Origin of the sequence: Siminovitchia acidinfaciens, from assembly GCF_003605385.1 — a bacterium.
In the GTDB taxonomy this organism is placed as follows: domain Bacteria; phylum Bacillota; class Bacilli; order Bacillales; family Bacillaceae_C; genus Siminovitchia; species Siminovitchia acidinfaciens.
In genome coordinates this window covers 22,400-38,639 of sequence record NZ_QYTV02000017.1, presented here as the reverse complement: position 1 = coordinate 38,639, position 16,240 = coordinate 22,400, and the positions used below count along the sequence as shown (strand labels likewise).

The window sequence follows — 16,240 nt, the reverse complement described above, 5'->3', positions numbered from 1 at the left end:
TCTTCAGCGCCGATGGTAGTGAGGGGCTTCCCCTTGTGAGAGCAGGACGTCGCCGGGCAATGAGAAAAGACATGGAGTCAACAGGCTTCATGTCTTTTGTGTTTTCAAGACACTTATTTTAGCGTTTTGGCATAGAGTACTTTTTAAGATGTAGCCATAATACTCACCGCAAAATTTCTTAGCCTAGTGATTAAGAGAGGGGTTTTTATGTTTCCGGTTACTTAGAGAGTTTCTTAGTTACCGTAAATCTGCTTTTATCCATTATCGGTCACTTAGAGTGCTTCTATGTTACCACAAAACTACTATTACCACTTATACGGTATCTTAGACCGCTGTTTAGTGACCCAATTACTGTGTTTTTCGCTTTTTCGGTCACTAAGAAGTTCTTGGCTCCCTGGAAAACTTTTACGCAAAAAGAACAGGATATTATTTAGTACTACCAGCTCTACGATTCGAGCCCGAGTTTGTACATTGAAAGTCCCATGCTATTGTTAATAGTTCGCGGTTAAATATCTTACAATGTCTTCCGCATTTTTAAAATTTCCACCCGAACTCAAAACCTATTACAAAAAGAGTTATCCTCGAACTCTCGGCGAATTTGCTATCATTACAATCAAATATCCGCTCATTCGTCCGCACGCTGTATAATCACCCTTCCAGGAAGGTAATTCCTAAAAATGGACTTATAAATTTCACTATTATTAGCCTTCACGCTCTTCTTCAATTTGCCACATCTTCCTTAAAAAGTTTTTTCAGATAATATGATTAAATATGAAAACAGTTTGAAATCCTTTATAATTGTAAATGGTTTAACAAGAGAAAGGAATGAGGCCCACAATGTTTGAGAACGGTTTGGTAATGGTTGTCATTATTTTCATTATCAATGTCATCTATGTATCTTTTTTCACGATCAGAATGATTTTGACTTTAAAGGGATACCGGTACGTTGCAGCGGTTGTGAGTATGTTTGAGATCATTATTTATGTTGTGGGTCTTGGACTCGTGTTGGATAATCTAAATCAAATACAAAATCTGATTGCTTATGCAGTTGGTTATGGCAGCGGGGTCATTGTAGGTACGAAAATTGAAGAAAAGCTGGCCCTTGGATACATAACTGTGAATGTCATTACAAAAGAATATGATAGGGACCTTCCAAAGCAGCTGCGTGATAGAGGTTATGGCGTTACAAGCTGGGCGGCGCAAGGCCTTGAAGGTGACAGGATGGCCCTTCAGGTATTGACTGCAAGAAAATATGAATTGAAACTTTACCAACTGATAAAAGAGCTCGATCCTAAAGCGTTTATCATTGCTTATGAACCTAAAACAATTTATGGTGGATTCTGGGTAAAATCTGTAAAGAGAGGTAGACAGCCTAAGTGAGCGGCAGGAAAAAGAGTTTTTCCGTGGAGGAAAATGAAACGATTAGTGAATGCTTAGCACGGATGGATAGGGAAGGTTACCGCCCTGTCCGCCGGATGGAAAAGCCGGTGTTTATTGAAGAAAAGAAAAAGGGAAAAGTTGAATATAAGCCAATCTCTCAAAAGATTATTTTTGAGGGTATTAAAAAATGACCTAAATCCGAACATTAACAAATAAGACTTTCATATCGTTCGATTATTGATTGACATCGTTGCGCATGATTGTTAAGATTAAGTTGTTAAAGCCTCGTATATTGTGGGGATAAGGCCCATCAGTTTCTACCCAATTACCGTAAATAATTGGACTATGAGGAAAGTGGGATTTGGGAAATATTTTTGTGCATGAACTCCCGGATAATCTGCTTTCTTTTTCCAAAAGAGAGTAGATTATCCGGCTTTTTATTTTAAAACAGAACTGGGACGGAGGGTTTTATTTTATGAAGGCCGAAGTCGGAATCATTATGGGCAGTACATCTGACTGGGAGACAATGAAGCATGCTTGTGACATTTTGGACGAGCTGCAGGTTCCTTATGAAAAAAGGGTTGTATCGGCGCATAGAACGCCGGATCTAATGTTTGAATATGCAGAAACTGCCAGAGAAAGAGGATTGAAAGTAATTATCGCCGGTGCAGGCGGGGCAGCTCATTTACCGGGAATGGTGGCGGCGAAGACGCTTGTTCCCGTTATTGGTGTTCCTGTGGAATCAAGAGCTTTAAAAGGAATGGATTCATTGTTATCCATCGTTCAGATGCCTGGCGGTGTTCCTGTCGCAACTGTTGCGATTGGAAAAGCAGGCGCTACGAATGCGGGACTTCTTGCCGCACAAATGTTGGCAACTGAGAACGACGCCCTTCACGACCGATTATCAAATAGAAGAAATGATTTAAAAGAAAAAGTGTTAGGAAGCAGTGATGAGCTTGTCTAAATTGATACAGCCAGGGAAAACAATTGGAATTATAGGTGGAGGGCAGTTGGGGCGAATGATGGCATTGGCTGCTAAGCATGCGGGGTTTCGAATTGCTGTTGTTGAGCCGTCTGCCAACTCACCGACGGGCCAAGTAGCTGATGAAGAGATAGTTGCTCCTTACGATGATAAGGAAGCACTTTTAAAACTTGCAGATATAAGTGATGTCATCACTTATGAATTTGAAAATGTCGATTATGATGCACTTAAATGGCTGATGGAGAAGGCTTATGTGCCTCAGGGAGCTGAATTGATCAGAATCACCCAAGATCGCATTTTGGAAAAGCAGGCGCTGACTGATGCCGGAGTTGAAGTGGCACCTTATGCTGTCATTCGCAGCGAGGCAGACCTAAATGCAGAATTGAATCGTATCGGTTTTCCGTGCGTATTAAAAACTTCCCGTGGAGGGTACGACGGAAAAGGGCAGTCTGTGATAAGGGAGGCCGAAGATGCGAAGGAAGCGGCAGCTTTATTAAAAAATGGACCGTGTGTCTTGGAGTCATGGGTCCCATTTGATAAAGAAATCTCAGTCATTATGACAAGAAGTGTAAATGGGGAGCTTGAAGTTTTTCCAGTTGGGGAAAATATTCATGTGAACAATATTTTGCATGAAACAATAGCACCTGCAAGAGTATCTGAAAGTGTTGTGAAACATGCCGAGCAATTGGCTGAAAAAATAGCTACTCACTTAAATTTGGTCGGGACGCTTGCTGTTGAAATGTTTTTGACAAAAGATGAAAAGATATATGTGAATGAACTCGCACCGCGTCCGCATAACTCAGGGCATTATTCAATCGAAGCTTGCAATATTTCGCAGTTTGGCCAGCATATCCGTGCGGTTTGCGGATGGCCCCTAACGAAAACAAGGTTATTGGAACAAGCTGTTATGGTGAATGTACTTGGCCAGCATGTTGATGGAGTCATTGAACAAATTCCGCAGCAGCCAGATTGGAATGTCCATTTTTACGGGAAAGAAGAAGCGAAAATGAATCGGAAAATGGGTCATATTACTATACTCACTGCTGATATGGATAAAACCCTGGAAGAATTGCGCGGGAATGAGATTTGGAAATAGCTTGATAAGAGAGGATTTCTAAATATGATTGAACGGTATACAAGACCAGAAATGGGAGCAGTTTGGAAAGAGGAAAATCGATATCAGGCCTGGCTAGAAGTTGAGATATTGGCGTGTGAAGCCTGGTCGGAGCTCGGAGAAATCCCAAAAGAAGATGTCAAACGAATCCGTGAAAAAGCTGGTTTTGATGTGGACCGAATTAAAGAAATCGAAGCAGAAACAAGGCATGACGTGGTGGCTTTTACAAGGGCTGTTTCAGAAACACTTGGTGAGGAACGGAAATGGATCCACTATGGATTGACATCCACAGACGTTGTGGATACGGCCCTTTCCTATTTATTGAAACAGGCGAATGACATCATCAGAAATGATCTTGAGAATTTCATCACTATTTTACGTAATAAAGCCATTGAGCATAAAGATACAGTCATGATGGGCAGAACACATGGTGTTCATGCGGAGCCTACAACATTTGGTTTAAAAGTGGCTCTCTGGTACGAAGAGATGAAAAGAAATCTTGAGAGGTTCAACCAAGCTGCCGAAGGAGTCGAATTCGGAAAGATTTCCGGCGCAGTCGGCACATATGCGAACATTGACCCATTTGTAGAAAAGTTTGTTTGTGAACAATTAGGCCTTCAGCCAGCACCTCTTTCAACACAGACGCTGCAGCGTGATCGGCATGCCCATTACATGAGCGTATTGGCATTGATCGCTACGTCCATTGAAAAATTTGCGGTTGAGATCCGTGGATTGCAAAAAAGTGAGACGCGTGAAGTGGAAGAGTTTTTTGCAAAAGGCCAAAAAGGATCGTCCGCGATGCCACATAAACGCAACCCGATTGCATCGGAAAATATGGCCGGGATAGCACGCGTAGTAAGAGGTTATATGGTGACCGCTTATGACAACGTGGCTTTATGGCATGAGCGTGACATTTCTCATTCATCCGCTGAAAGAATCATTCTTCCGGATGCAACAATCGCCTTGAACTATATGCTGAACCGCTTTGGAAATGTCGTGAAAAACTTGACTGTTTATCCGGAAAACATGAAAAGAAATATGGATAGGACACATGGCCTGATTTTTTCACAGCAAGTAATGCTTACATTGATTGATAAAGGCCTTTCCCGAGAAGAAGCATATGACACAGTACAGCCAAAGGCAATGGAAGCATGGGAGAAACAAGTTTCATTCAAAGGTCTGATCGGAGAGGATGAAACTGTCCAAAAACTGCTTTCCCAAGATGAAATTGATGCATGTTTTGACCCAAGGTATCACTTGAAGCACGTAGACACTATTTTTGAACGTCTAGGACTGAACTAAAACTCGCGCAAGCGAAAGGAGAAATGAAGATGTATAAAGTGAAGGTATTTGTAACATTGAAAGAAAGTGTCATCGATCCGGAAGGAGCAGCTGCAACAAAGGAACTAAAGAAATCCGATTTTCCTGTTGATAATGTCCGCGTTGGCAAGTATATCGAATTGACAATTGACCAAACAGACAACGTTGAAGATGCAGTTCATGATATGTGCAAAAACCTTTTAGTCAATACGGAAGTTGAAGATTATCGCTTTGAAATCGAGGAGGCGGCTGCAAAGTGAAAATCGCAATAGTCGTTTTTCCAGGCACAACGTGCGAGGCTGATTTATATGCGGCAATTAAGCAAACAACAGGTGAAGAAGCAGAGTTCGTTCGGCATGATGCAGAAGATCTTGGAGGATTCGATGCGATTTTGATTCCAGGAGGCGCGTCATATGGCGACGCCGTCCGTCCAGGAGCTATTGCTAAGAGGCAGCCTGTTATAAAAGAAATCGTAAAAGCGGCGGAAGCAGGGAAGCCTGTGCTTGGAATTGGAAACGGATTTCAAATCCTTTTGGAGGCAGGACTTCTTCCAGGAGCCATGCTTAGAAACGAGCAGCTGAAATTTGTCTGTAAACCTGTAAAGCTTCAAGTAACCAACAACGATACACCATTTACATCACTTTATGAAAATGGTGAAATTGTTTCAATACCCGTTGCTCATATGAAGGGGAACTTTTACTGCAGCGATGCGGAATTGAAACAGCTCCAAAATAATAATCAAATCATCTTCACCTATACATCTGAAAATCCGAATGGCAGCTTAGCTGACATTGCCGGAATTACGAATGAAAAAGGAAATGTCCTTGGCTTGATGCCTCACCCTGAAAGAGCTGTAGATCAACTTTTGGGCAGCACTGATGGAGTGAAATTGTTCCAATCAATTGTACAAAACTGGAGGGAAACACATGTCACAAATGCTTGAGCCGAATCCATCCCAGATTAAAGAACAAAAAATCTATCAAGAGATGGGCATGTCAGACGAAGAGTTCGAACTTGCGGAAAAATTGCTCGGAAGAACGCCGAACTATACGGAAACTGGACTTTTTTCTGTTATGTGGTCCGAGCACTGCAGCTACAAAAGCTCTAAGCCTGTATTGAAAAAATTCCCTACAGAAGGAAAGCAAGTTTTACAAGGACCCGGCGAAGGTGCAGGAATTGTAGACATCGGCGATAACCAGGCGGTTGTTTTCAAAATCGAGAGTCATAACTCTCCCTCAGCCATTGAGCCCTATGAAGGAGCGGCCACTGGTGTCGGAGGAATTGCCCGTGACGTATTTTCCATGGGTGCACGCCCGATTGCAGCCATGAACTCTTTGAGATTTGGAGAATTGACCTCTCCCAGGGTCCGTTATCTGCTTGAACAGGCAGTTGCTGGTATCGCAGACTATGGAAATGCCCTTGGCGTACCTACGGTAGGCGGAGAAATCCAATTTGACCCTTCCTATGAGAGCAATCCACTTGTCAATGCAATGGTTGTCGGACTACTCAACCATGAAGATATGCAAAAGGGGCAAGCCAAAGGTGTCAGCAATACGGTCATGTATGTTGGTGCTGCAACCGGACGGGACGGCATTCACGGGGCTACTTTTTCCTCTGTGGAACTGTCTGAGGATGAAGAAGAGGAACGGGCAGCGGTACAAGCAGGAGATCCTTTTACAGAGAAGCTGTTGATGGATGCCTGTTTGGAACTTGTACAATCCGATGCTTTGATCGGAATCCAGGATATGGGTGCAGCCGGATTGACAAGCTCTTCTGCTGAAATGGCAAGTAAAGCAGGGTACGGTGTTGAAATGAACCTTGACCTGATTCCCCAGCGTGAAGAGGACATGACTGCTTATGAAATGATGCTGTCCGAATCACAAGAACGGATGCTCATCGTCATTAAAAAAGGCCGTGAACAGGAAATCATCGACTTGTTTGCGAAATATGACCTGGAAGCTGTTTCCGTCGGTCATGTAACTGACGATAAAATGCTGCGCCTCCTTCATAAGGGCGAGGTCGTTGCAGAAGTTCCAGCAGATGCGCTTGCTGAAGATGCTCCTGTCTATCATAAAAAATCAGAAGTGCCTGCGTACTTCCGAGAGAATCAAGAAATGGAAGTAACGGTTCCTGAAGTCAGCAATTTTGAGGAGACACTTCTTCAGCTATTGCAACAGCCTACAATTGCGAGTAAGGAATGGGTTTACCAGCAATTCGATCATCAAGTTGGATCGAACACAATTGTCACACCAGGTTCCGATGCGGCGGTCGTCAGGATACCAGGAACAAATAAAGGCATTGCCATTACGACAGACTGTAACTCCCGCTATATTTACCTTGACCCTGAAGTGGGCGGTAAAATTGCCGTTGCTGAAGCTGCACGTAATGTTGTCTGCTCAGGTGCAGAGCCTCTTGCGATCACAGATGGACTGAATTTTGGAAGTCCGGACAAGCCGGAGATTTTCTGGCAGATTGAAAAATCAGCAGAAGGAATCAGTGAAGCATGTTTGGCACTCAACAGCCCGGTTATTGGCGGAAACGTTTCTCTTTATAACGAAAAAGGCGGAAAAGCGATTTATCCGACGCCAATTATTGGAATGGTAGGCTTGATTCCTGACCTTGCCCATACTACAACTCAATCATTCAAAGAAGCTGGCGATTTGGTTTATATGGTCGGGGAAACGCAACCTGAATTCGGCGGAAGCGAACTTCAGAAATTGGTTCACGGCGACATTTTTGGAAAAGCCCCTGCAATTGACCTGGAGATCGAAGCCGCGCGCCAGATGCAAATTCTTGAAGCTATCCGTAGCGGCCTTGTAGCTTCAGCCCATGACATTTCAGAAGGTGGAGCGGCTGTTGCCTTGGCTGAGTGCTTGTTCGGTACAGACGGTCTGGGAGCGGAAGTGACACTCGCCGGAGACAAAACAGCAGCATTGTTCTCTGAGACACAGTCACGTTTCATCATCTCCGTTAAGAAGGAAAACCAGGCAGCATTTGAAGAATTAGTGAAAGATGCAGCATTGATCGGTGAAGTGACAGACAAAGCAGAACTAGTCATCCTTAACAAAGATAAAGAGCTATTGATCAAATCCGACAGCAGAAAAATGGAAGAAGCTTGGAAGGGAGCTATCCCGTCTCTGCTGAATAAATAAGCATAAATGAGGTATGCAGTGTGTTTGGAATATGGGGTCACCCTGACGCAGCAAGAATGACATATTATGGATTGCACAGTCTGCAACACAGAGGACAGGAAGGTGCAGGGATTGTCGTAACGGACGGAGAGCGCCTGAAAGGCATTAAAGGAGACGGGCTCGTCAATGATGTCTTTGACGAAAAGAAGCTTGACAGCCTAAAAGGCAACGGAGCGATCGGACATGTAAGATACACAGGTAAAAGCGGCATCGAAAACATTCAGCCGCTTCTCTTCCACTCATCAAGCGGAAGCCTGGCACTTTCACATAGCGGAAACCTTATCAATGCAAACGATCTGAAACATCAATTGGAAATGCAGGGCAGTATTTTTCAGACGAATACGGATACTGAGGTCTTGGCGCACTTGATTAAAAGAAGCGGATACCTCGCAACGAAGGATAAAGTGAAAAATGCTCTTTCCATGGTGAAAGGTGCTTATGCGCTGATTATGATGACAGAAAATGAATTAATTATTGCGCAGGACCCGAACGGATTGCGGCCTCTTTCTATTGGAAAAGTCGGCGATGCTTATTGTGTAGCATCTGAGACATGTGCCTACGATTTGATAGGAGCGGAGTATATCCGTGATGTTGAACCTGGGGAACTGATTATCATCAACGATGACGGTATTCATGAAGAGCGCTTTTCCCTTTCCGGATCAAATGCCATGTGTACAATGGAATATGTTTATTTTTCCAGGCCCGACAGCGACATTCGTGGAATCAACATCCATACAGCGAGGAAAAAACTCGGCAAGCAGCTTGCCATTGAAGCAAACATTGAGGGCGACGTTGTTACGGGGGTTCCGGACTCAAGCATTTCCTCCGCAATCGGATTTGCAGAGACCGCCGGGATTCCGTATGAACTTGGCTTAATTAAGAACAGATATGTAGGAAGAACTTTTATTAAACCGACTCAGGAGCTTCGAGAGCAAGGGGTTAAGATGAAACTTTCCCCAGTCCGTAGGGTAGTCGAGGGAAAACGGGTTATCATGGTAGACGATTCCATTGTCCGGGGAACAACTAGCCGGCGGATCGTCCGGATGTTAAAAGAGGCCGGGGCGACGGAAGTGCATGTATGCATAAGCTCGCCGCCTATGACGAATCCGTGTTTCTACGGAATAGATGTTTCGACTCATGAGGAACTGATTGCATCCAACCACAGTGTGGAAGAAATCCGTGAAATCATCGGAGCAGATTCACTTACCTTCCTGAGTGTGGAAGGTATGATGAAGGTCATTGGCAAAGATGACTTGGGTAAAAATTGCGGCCAGTGTATGGCCTGCTTTACGGGAGAATATCCGACTGAGATTTTCCCGGATACCCCTCTTCCGTACGAAAAGGAAATGAAGTAGGAAAAGCGGAGGGCGGTTCTTAGGGACCCGAAAAAAGCCCTGAAGGCCAATTAACAGTAACGAATCAGAGGGATACGTGCCCGAAAAAGGTCCCTGGCCGAGAAACGGTAACGAATCGGAGAGATACGTGCCCGAAAAAGGTCCCTGGCCGAGAAACGGGAACGAATCGGAGAGATACGGGCCCGAAAAAGGTCCCTGGCCGAGAAACGGGAACGAATCGGAGAGATACGGGCCCGAAAAAGGTCCCTGGCCGAGAAACGGGAACGAATCGGAGAGATACGGGCCCGAAAAAGGTCCCTGGCCGAGAAACGGGAACGAATCGGAGAGATACGGGCCCGAAAAAGGTCCCTTGGCCGAGAAACGGTAACGAATCAGAGGGATACGTGCCCGAAAAAGGTCCCTGGGCCGAAAAACGGTAACGAATCAGTAATGTAGTGCCTGATAAAATGGCGAATGTTATTTTTATAAAGGCGGCGAGTCCATCGCCGCCGCTTGATTGTAAAAACCTGATAGGAGGCAATAAGGATGGCTGATGCCTACCAAAAAGCGGGAGTCAATATAGAAGCCGGCTATGAAACGGTTGAGAAAATAAAGAAGCACGTAAATCGGACAACTAGAACAGGTGTCATGGGACAGCTTGGCGGCTTTGGCGGCGCGTTCGATTTATCAGAAATGAATTTGAAGGAACCGGTTCTTATATCCGGTACAGACGGTGTCGGCACGAAGCTGATGCTTGCTTTTATGATGGATAAACATGACACAATAGGTATCGACTGCGTAGCTATGTGCGTTAACGATGTTGTTGTACAGGGAGCGGAGCCCCTTTATTTTCTGGATTACATCGCTTGTGGAAAAGCGGTTCCTGATAAAATTGAGCAGATTGTCAAGGGAATTGCAGATGGCTGCGAAATGGCAGGCGCTGCCCTGATTGGCGGCGAGACTGCGGAAATGCCGGGAATGTACAAGGAAGATGAATATGATCTTGCCGGTTTTACTGTTGGTGCTTGTGAAAAATCCCAGTTGATCAACGGGGAAAATATAAAAGCAGGCGATGTACTGATTGGTCTCGCATCAAGTGGAATTCATAGCAACGGCTATTCGCTTGTTCGTAAAATCTTCCTTGAAGAAAATCAATTCTCCCTTGATGAAAAACTGCCAGAACTGGATAAACCGCTTGGGGAGGAACTGCTTACGCCTACACGGATTTATGTAAAGCAGGTAATTTCCGCGCTTCGAGAGTTTGAAATCAAAGGGATGGCTCATATTACAGGCGGCGGTTTCATTGAAAACATTCCAAGGATGCTGCCGGAAGGACTTGGAGCTGAAGTAGAAGAAGGCTCTTGGACTGTTTTGCCTATTTTTGAAGCTTTGAAAAAATACGGTAAGCTAAAGACAGAAGAAATGTACAATATTTTCAATATGGGAATCGGCTTTGTTTTAGCTATCGATGCAGATGATGCCGACGAAGCCATCAGCTATTTCGCAGAGCGTGGAGACAAAGCATACAAGATCGGCACTGTCATTGAAGGTGAAGGCGTACAATTTACAGGGGCAGGTACACAAGAGTGAAAAAAATAGCAGTGTTTGCATCAGGTAGCGGGAGTAATTTTCAAGCCATCCATGATGCGGTTCAATCCGGGAAACTCCGGGCGGAAATAAAGTTGCTGGTCTGTGATAAACCGGGTGCTTTTGTGACTGAAAGGGCAAGAAAGGCTGGAGTGCTAGTTCTTGAGTTCATTCCAAAACAGTTTGCATCCAAGGAAGAGTTTGAAACGATGCTTCATGAAGAATTGCAAAAGAATGAAGTGGAGTATATCGTTTTGGCAGGGTATATGCGGTTGATCGGATCAGTGCTTCTTGAAAACTATGGTAAAAGAATCATCAATATCCATCCGTCCCTGCTGCCTGCTTTTCCGGGCATGGATGCGGTGGGCCAGGCTGTGGCGGCGGGGGTGAAAGTGACAGGCGTCACTATTCACTTTGTAGATGAAGGCATGGATACAGGGCCGATCATTGCCCAGAGAGCCGTTGAGATCCAAGAGGGCGATAGGGAAGATGAAGTTGCCCAAAAGATTCACGAAATAGAACATGAATTTTACCCCGAAACGCTGGATCGGCTATTTGAGGGAAAAAGATAAAATGGAAGGTGCTGCAAGAATGAAACGAGCGCTCATCAGTGTGTCAGATAAAAGCGGAGTCGTCGACTTTGCAAAAGAATTAATTGATTTGGGATTTGAAGTTTTATCAACAGGCGGAACGAAAAAAATGCTGGAAGAGAACAATCTGCCTGTTACGGCTGTTGACGAGGTTACAGGTTTTCCGGAAATCCTTGAAGGACGTGTAAAAACACTCCATCCGTTCATTCACGGAGGATTGCTTGCCAAAAAGAACGATCCTTCCCACATGGAACAACTGGAAGCGCAAGGAATCAAAGGTATTGATGTTGTGTGCGTCAATTTGTATCCATTCCAGAATACGATCGAAAAACCTGGCGTGACTGTTGAAGACGCCATTGAAAATATCGATATCGGTGGTCCGGCTATGCTCCGTGCTTCTGCCAAAAACCATGAGAGTGTGGTTGTTCTTGTTGATGCTGCGGATTACGAGCAGGTCTTAAATGAATACCGCTCTAACAAAGATGTATCACTTGAAACAAGAAGAAAGCTTGCAGCTAAGGTATACCGCCACACAGCATCGTATGATGCACTGATTGCGGAATATATGACTAACCTTGCGGGTGAAGAACTGCCGGAACGGGTCACTTTCACTTATGAGATGAAACAATCGTTGAGATATGGCGAAAATCCACATCAGAAAGCGACATTTTACGAAAAGCCGCTTGGGTCGAAGTTTTCCATTGCCCGTGCCAAGCAGCTCCATGGAAAAGAGCTTTCTTTTAACAACATCCGCGATGCCGATGCGGCACTTCAGATTGTAAAAGAATTCGACGAGCCTGCAGCAGTTGCAGTCAAACATATGAATCCTTGCGGCGTTGGTACAGGCGAGAATGCGGCAGATGCATTTTCAAAAGCCTATGAAGCTGATCCGACTTCCATTTTTGGCGGAATCATTGCATTTAATCGCGAAGTAGACGGAAATGCAGCAAATATCCTGAAAGAAATTTTCTTGGAAATCATCATCGCGCCTTCTTTTACAGAGGAAGCCCTCGAGATTTTATCAGCCAAGAAAAATATCCGTCTGTTGACGATTTCTTTTAATGAAAAGAATGCTCCGGAAAAAGTTCTCACATCTATCGAAGGCGGATTGCTTGTACAGGATCAGGATGCTCTTGGATTTAACGATGCAGAGCTAACAATTCCGACGAAGCGCAAGCCGACAGAAGAAGAGATGGAAGCTTTGAAGTTGGCATGGAAAGTGGTCAAGCATGTGAAATCAAACGCCATCGTTGTTGCAAATGAAGCGATGACTCTGGGTGTGGGAGCAGGACAGATGAACCGTGTAGGTGCGGCGAAAATAGCTATTGAGCAAGCGGGCGAAAGAGCGAGAGGTTCAGTACTTGCTTCCGATGCATTTTTCCCAATGAGTGATACAGTGGAAGAAGCGGCAAAAGCGGGTATCGCAGCGATCATCCAACCAGGAGGCTCCATCCGCGATGAAGACTCCATCAAAGCAGCGGACGAACATGGAATCGCTATGGTATTTACTGGTGTACGTCATTTTAAACACTAAAACAATGGACGGTGAATTTCTTTGAAGGTTCTAGTTGTTGGCGGAGGCGGAAGGGAACACGCCATCTGTAAAAAATTAAAAGAAAGCAAACAGGTGACGGGAGTCTTTTGTGCACCGGGAAATGCGGGCATTGCAGAAGATGCGACTGTTGTGCCGATTAAGGAAACTGCTTTTACTGATTTGATTGATTTTGCTAAAAAAGAGCAGATTGAGCTAACGATCGTCGGACCTGAGGTTCCTCTGAATGCTGGGATTGTCGACGAATTCGAAGCAGCAGGTTTGAAGATTTTCGGTCCGCGTAAAAATGCGGCAATCATCGAAGGCAGTAAATCCTTCGCAAAAGATCTGATGAAGAAATACAAAATTCCGACGGCTGCCTATGAAACTTTTCATTCGTATGAAGAAGCAAAAGCATATGTGGATGAACAAGGAGCACCAATTGTCATCAAGGCAGACGGGTTGGCCGCAGGAAAAGGCGTTGTTGTAGCAGTGACGCTTGAAGAAGCGCATGAGGCATTAAAAGATATGCTGCTTGACGAAAAGTTCGGTGAGTCATCAGCCAGCGTCGTGGTTGAAGAATTTTTGGAAGGCGAAGAGTATTCTCTGATGGCATTCGTCAACGGCGACAAGGTCTATCCAATGGTCATCGCGCAGGATCACAAACGTGCATTTGACGGAGATAAAGGCCCGAATACAGGTGGTATGGGTGCATATTCACCTGTTCCTCACATTCCGGCTGGCGAAGTGGAGCAGGCTGTGAAGGACATTCTGATTCCGACGGCCAATGCCATGATCGAAGAAGGCAGGACGTTTACCGGAATTCTTTATGCCGGGTTGATTTTGACAAAAGACGGTTCCAAAACGATCGAATTCAATGCAAGGTTTGGAGATCCAGAAACGCAAGTGGTACTTGAACGCCTTGACAGCGATTTGGCTGTGCTTGTAAATGACATTCTTGACGGGAAAGATCCAGTCATCGAATGGTCGGATGATGCAGTAATCGGTGTTGTTTACGCATCAAACGGCTATCCTGGCGACTATGAAAAAGGATTGCCGCTTCCGGATACGAAGGCATTGGAGTCATCGGTAAAAGTCTTTCATGCGGGAACAGCGGCGGGAAGTGAAGAAGGGACCTACGTTTCCAACGGTGGAAGATTACTACTTGTTGCTGCCAAGGGAACTGACATCCGTTCCGCTTCTGACAACGTGTATAAGGAAATGGAAAAGTTGGACAGCGACCATTTCTTTTATCGTAAGGATATTGGCTATAAAGCATTATAAGAATGAACTCCTGCCTGTGGGCGGGAGTTTTTATTTGGGGTCAGACCCCAAAATACAAAAATAAATAGATTCGACTTTCAAACTTTAGTGCGTTAAAATAAAAAGTATGATAGGATAAGAAAAATTAGAGCTTACTCCTCAGGGAGGGTGGAATCTTGGAACAAGTTTACAGATGGAGAAACAAAGAGATACGCGAGCAGGCAGCAATCATTGACGGGAAAACTCCACCTGCAATTTTATTGAAAAATGCTCGTTTCTTACATTCAACGCTCCGGAGATGGGTTGAAGGAAATATTTGGATTCATGAGGACCGTATTGTGTATGCAGGAGAGGACCTTCCGAAGAATACAAACTCTACAGAAATTGTAGATTGTACTGGCAAGACATTGGTTCCTGGTTATATTGAACCACATGTTCACCCGTTCCTTCTGTATAATCCGCAGTCCTTTTCACGGTTTGCCGCTCAGACAGGTACAACAACTACGATAAACGATAACCTTTTTCTTTTTTTACATTTACAGAAAAAGAAAGCGTTTTCTTTATTGCGTAAGTTTGAGGAATCTCCTGTCACGATGTATTGGTGGACGCGTTACGATTCACAGACGGAGCTGGAAAGCGAAGAAGTCATTTTTTCAAATAGTGATGTAAAGACGTGGCTTGAGCAGGATAAAGTTGTTCAAGGCGGCGAGCTTACTGGTTGGCCTAAGCTTTTAGATGGCGATGATCTTATGTTGCACTGGATCCAAGAAACAAAACGACTGGGAAAAAAAGTGGAAGGGCATTTTCCAGGAGCTTCCGACAGGACACTCGCCAAGCTGATGCTTTTTGGAGCGGACTGCGATCACGAAGCGATGACTGGAGAGGATATTTACAAGCGGCTTATGCAAGGGTACACTGTGTCTTTGAGGCATTCATCAATTAGGCCGGATCTGCCTGTCCTTTTGGACGATATGAAAAAGATGGGGCTGGACCAGTATGACTCAATGTTATTCACGACAGACGGATCGACCCCCACATTTTACAGTCACGGAATGATCGATGTAATGATCCGCATGGCGATTGAAAGCGGAATTCCGGCAATTGATGCTTATCATATGGGATCATACAACGTCGCCAGGCATTATAATCTTCAGCATCTCCATGGAATGATTGGTACAGGCAGAATTGCCAATATCAACTTCCTTGAGGATGAAGCCAACCCGACACCGGTTTCAGTTCTTGCCAAAGGACGTTGGGTAAAAAGGGATGGTGACCAGATCATCGTTGATGAAGATATTCATTGGCCTGAATACGGAATAGAACCGCTGTCAATTGACTGGAACTTAACCGAAGGAGATTTACAGTTTTCGATGCCCTTTGGGGTAAAAATGGTCAACAGTGTCATTACGAAACCTTATTCGATAGCAATGGATGTTTCATTGGATGAGCTGCCCCCCGACAGTGATGAATCTTTTTTTGCACTCTTGGATAAAAAAGGAAAATGGGGAATCAGTACGATACTTAAAGGGTTTGCAAAGCGTGTAGATGGGTTCGTATCTTCTTTTTCCACCACAGGTGACATCATATTAATTGGAAAAAACAAAAATGATATGAGACTTGCATTCGAAAGGATGAAGGAAATCGGCGGCGGAATTGTGCTAACAGAAAATGGAGAGGTCATCCATGAAATCCGTCTTCCACTATCAGGCATGATGTCGCGGAAAGAGTTTCCTATATTGATAGAGGAAGAAAAAAAATTAAGAGAGTTGTTAAAAGATAGAGGGTATCCATATACGGATCCAGTTTACTCACTATTTTTCATATCCTCCACTCATTTGCCATATATTCGCGTGACTCAGCGAGGTATATATGATGTAATGAATAAAACAGTACTCTTTCCAACGTTAATGCGTTAAAATGGTGGGTAGAAAAAATTTAATATTTTTAG

Annotated in this window: 14 protein-coding genes and 1 riboswitch; all 14 genes read left to right on the top strand. The window is 44.4% G+C overall.

Features of this window, described 5'->3' with window-relative positions:
- Nucleotides 1–837 precede the first annotated feature (837 nt).
- The 14 genes from D4T97_RS20090 to D4T97_RS20025 all read left to right on the top strand — a co-directional run bounded on the left by D4T97_RS20090 (nucleotide 838) and on the right by D4T97_RS20025 (nucleotide 16,208).
- Nucleotides 838–1,380: a DUF2179 domain-containing protein gene (locus D4T97_RS20090; protein WP_126052567.1), complete on the top strand. Its 543-nt coding sequence runs from the start codon at nucleotides 838–840 to the stop codon at nucleotides 1,378–1,380.
- Nucleotides 1,381–1,403: 23 nt separating this feature from the next.
- Entirely contained in the window at nucleotides 1,404–1,571 is a 168-nt protein-coding gene (locus D4T97_RS20085; RefSeq protein ID WP_235872324.1) for an NETI motif-containing protein, read from the top strand.
- Nucleotides 1,572–1,645: 74 nt separating this feature from the next.
- A riboswitch (purine riboswitch) is annotated at nucleotides 1,646–1,746 on the top strand.
- 109 nt (nucleotides 1,747–1,855) lie between these two features.
- Complete coding sequence (purE, locus tag D4T97_RS20080; RefSeq protein ID WP_126052565.1) at nucleotides 1,856–2,344, top strand: 5-(carboxyamino)imidazole ribonucleotide mutase; 489 nt, start codon at nucleotides 1,856–1,858, stop codon at nucleotides 2,342–2,344.
- The gene (gene purK / locus D4T97_RS20075; protein ID WP_126052564.1) at nucleotides 2,331–3,458 is read left to right on the top strand and encodes a 5-(carboxyamino)imidazole ribonucleotide synthase; all 1,128 of its coding nucleotides are present in this window, start codon (nucleotides 2,331–2,333) and stop codon (nucleotides 3,456–3,458) included. The genes purE and purK overlap by 14 nt, the downstream gene beginning before the upstream one ends.
- A gap of 24 nt (nucleotides 3,459–3,482) precedes the next feature.
- Nucleotides 3,483–4,778, top strand: coding sequence for an adenylosuccinate lyase (gene purB / locus D4T97_RS20070; RefSeq protein ID WP_126052563.1), 1,296 nt, complete (start codon nucleotides 3,483–3,485; stop codon nucleotides 4,776–4,778).
- A 29-nt stretch (nucleotides 4,779–4,807) separates the two neighbouring features.
- Complete coding sequence (gene purS, locus D4T97_RS20065) at nucleotides 4,808–5,056, top strand: phosphoribosylformylglycinamidine synthase subunit PurS (protein ID WP_126052562.1); 249 nt, start codon at nucleotides 4,808–4,810, stop codon at nucleotides 5,054–5,056.
- Nucleotides 5,053–5,739 (top strand): phosphoribosylformylglycinamidine synthase subunit PurQ, encoded by a 687-nt coding sequence (purQ, locus tag D4T97_RS20060; RefSeq protein ID WP_126052561.1) that lies wholly within the window; start codon nucleotides 5,053–5,055, stop codon nucleotides 5,737–5,739. Before purS ends, purQ begins: the two co-directional genes overlap by 4 nt.
- A complete protein-coding gene (purL, locus tag D4T97_RS20055; protein WP_126052560.1) occupies nucleotides 5,723–7,948 on the top strand; it encodes a phosphoribosylformylglycinamidine synthase subunit PurL in 2,226 nt (741 codons plus the stop codon). Before purQ ends, purL begins: the two co-directional genes overlap by 17 nt.
- A gap of 20 nt (nucleotides 7,949–7,968) precedes the next feature.
- Complete coding sequence (gene purF, locus D4T97_RS20050; RefSeq protein WP_268920464.1) at nucleotides 7,969–9,342, top strand: amidophosphoribosyltransferase; 1,374 nt, start codon at nucleotides 7,969–7,971, stop codon at nucleotides 9,340–9,342.
- 525 nt (nucleotides 9,343–9,867) lie between these two features.
- Complete coding sequence (gene purM, locus D4T97_RS20045; protein ID WP_126052558.1) at nucleotides 9,868–10,911, top strand: phosphoribosylformylglycinamidine cyclo-ligase; 1,044 nt, start codon at nucleotides 9,868–9,870, stop codon at nucleotides 10,909–10,911.
- Entirely contained in the window at nucleotides 10,908–11,480 is a 573-nt protein-coding gene (purN, locus tag D4T97_RS20040; protein WP_126052557.1) for a phosphoribosylglycinamide formyltransferase, read from the top strand. The genes purM and purN overlap by 4 nt, the downstream gene beginning before the upstream one ends.
- A gap of 19 nt (nucleotides 11,481–11,499) precedes the next feature.
- The gene (gene purH, locus D4T97_RS20035) at nucleotides 11,500–13,032 is read left to right on the top strand and encodes a bifunctional phosphoribosylaminoimidazolecarboxamide formyltransferase/IMP cyclohydrolase (protein ID WP_126052569.1); all 1,533 of its coding nucleotides are present in this window, start codon (nucleotides 11,500–11,502) and stop codon (nucleotides 13,030–13,032) included.
- A 21-nt stretch (nucleotides 13,033–13,053) separates the two neighbouring features.
- Nucleotides 13,054–14,313 carry a phosphoribosylamine--glycine ligase gene (gene purD / locus D4T97_RS20030; protein WP_126052556.1) on the top strand — a complete coding sequence of 420 codons (1,260 nt, stop codon included), beginning with the start codon at nucleotides 13,054–13,056 and terminating at the stop codon, nucleotides 14,311–14,313.
- 152 nt (nucleotides 14,314–14,465) lie between these two features.
- Complete coding sequence (locus tag D4T97_RS20025) at nucleotides 14,466–16,208, top strand: adenine deaminase C-terminal domain-containing protein (RefSeq protein ID WP_126052555.1); 1,743 nt, start codon at nucleotides 14,466–14,468, stop codon at nucleotides 16,206–16,208.
- Nucleotides 16,209–16,240 lie beyond the last annotated feature (32 nt).

Coding starts and splice junctions, on each gene's coding strand:
- purL (WP_126052560.1), top strand. CDS start 5,723: ATGTCACAAATGCTTGAGCCGAATCCATCCCAGATTAAAGAACAAAAA.
- purK (WP_126052564.1), top strand. CDS start 2,331: ATGAGCTTGTCTAAATTGATACAGCCAGGGAAAACAATTGGAATTATA.
- D4T97_RS20090 (WP_126052567.1), top strand. CDS start 838: ATGTTTGAGAACGGTTTGGTAATGGTTGTCATTATTTTCATTATCAAT.
- purB (WP_126052563.1), top strand. CDS start 3,483: ATGATTGAACGGTATACAAGACCAGAAATGGGAGCAGTTTGGAAAGAG.
- purS (WP_126052562.1), top strand. CDS start 4,808: ATGTATAAAGTGAAGGTATTTGTAACATTGAAAGAAAGTGTCATCGAT.
- purH (WP_126052569.1), top strand. CDS start 11,500: ATGAAACGAGCGCTCATCAGTGTGTCAGATAAAAGCGGAGTCGTCGAC.
- purE (WP_126052565.1), top strand. CDS start 1,856: ATGAAGGCCGAAGTCGGAATCATTATGGGCAGTACATCTGACTGGGAG.
- purM (WP_126052558.1), top strand. CDS start 9,868: ATGGCTGATGCCTACCAAAAAGCGGGAGTCAATATAGAAGCCGGCTAT.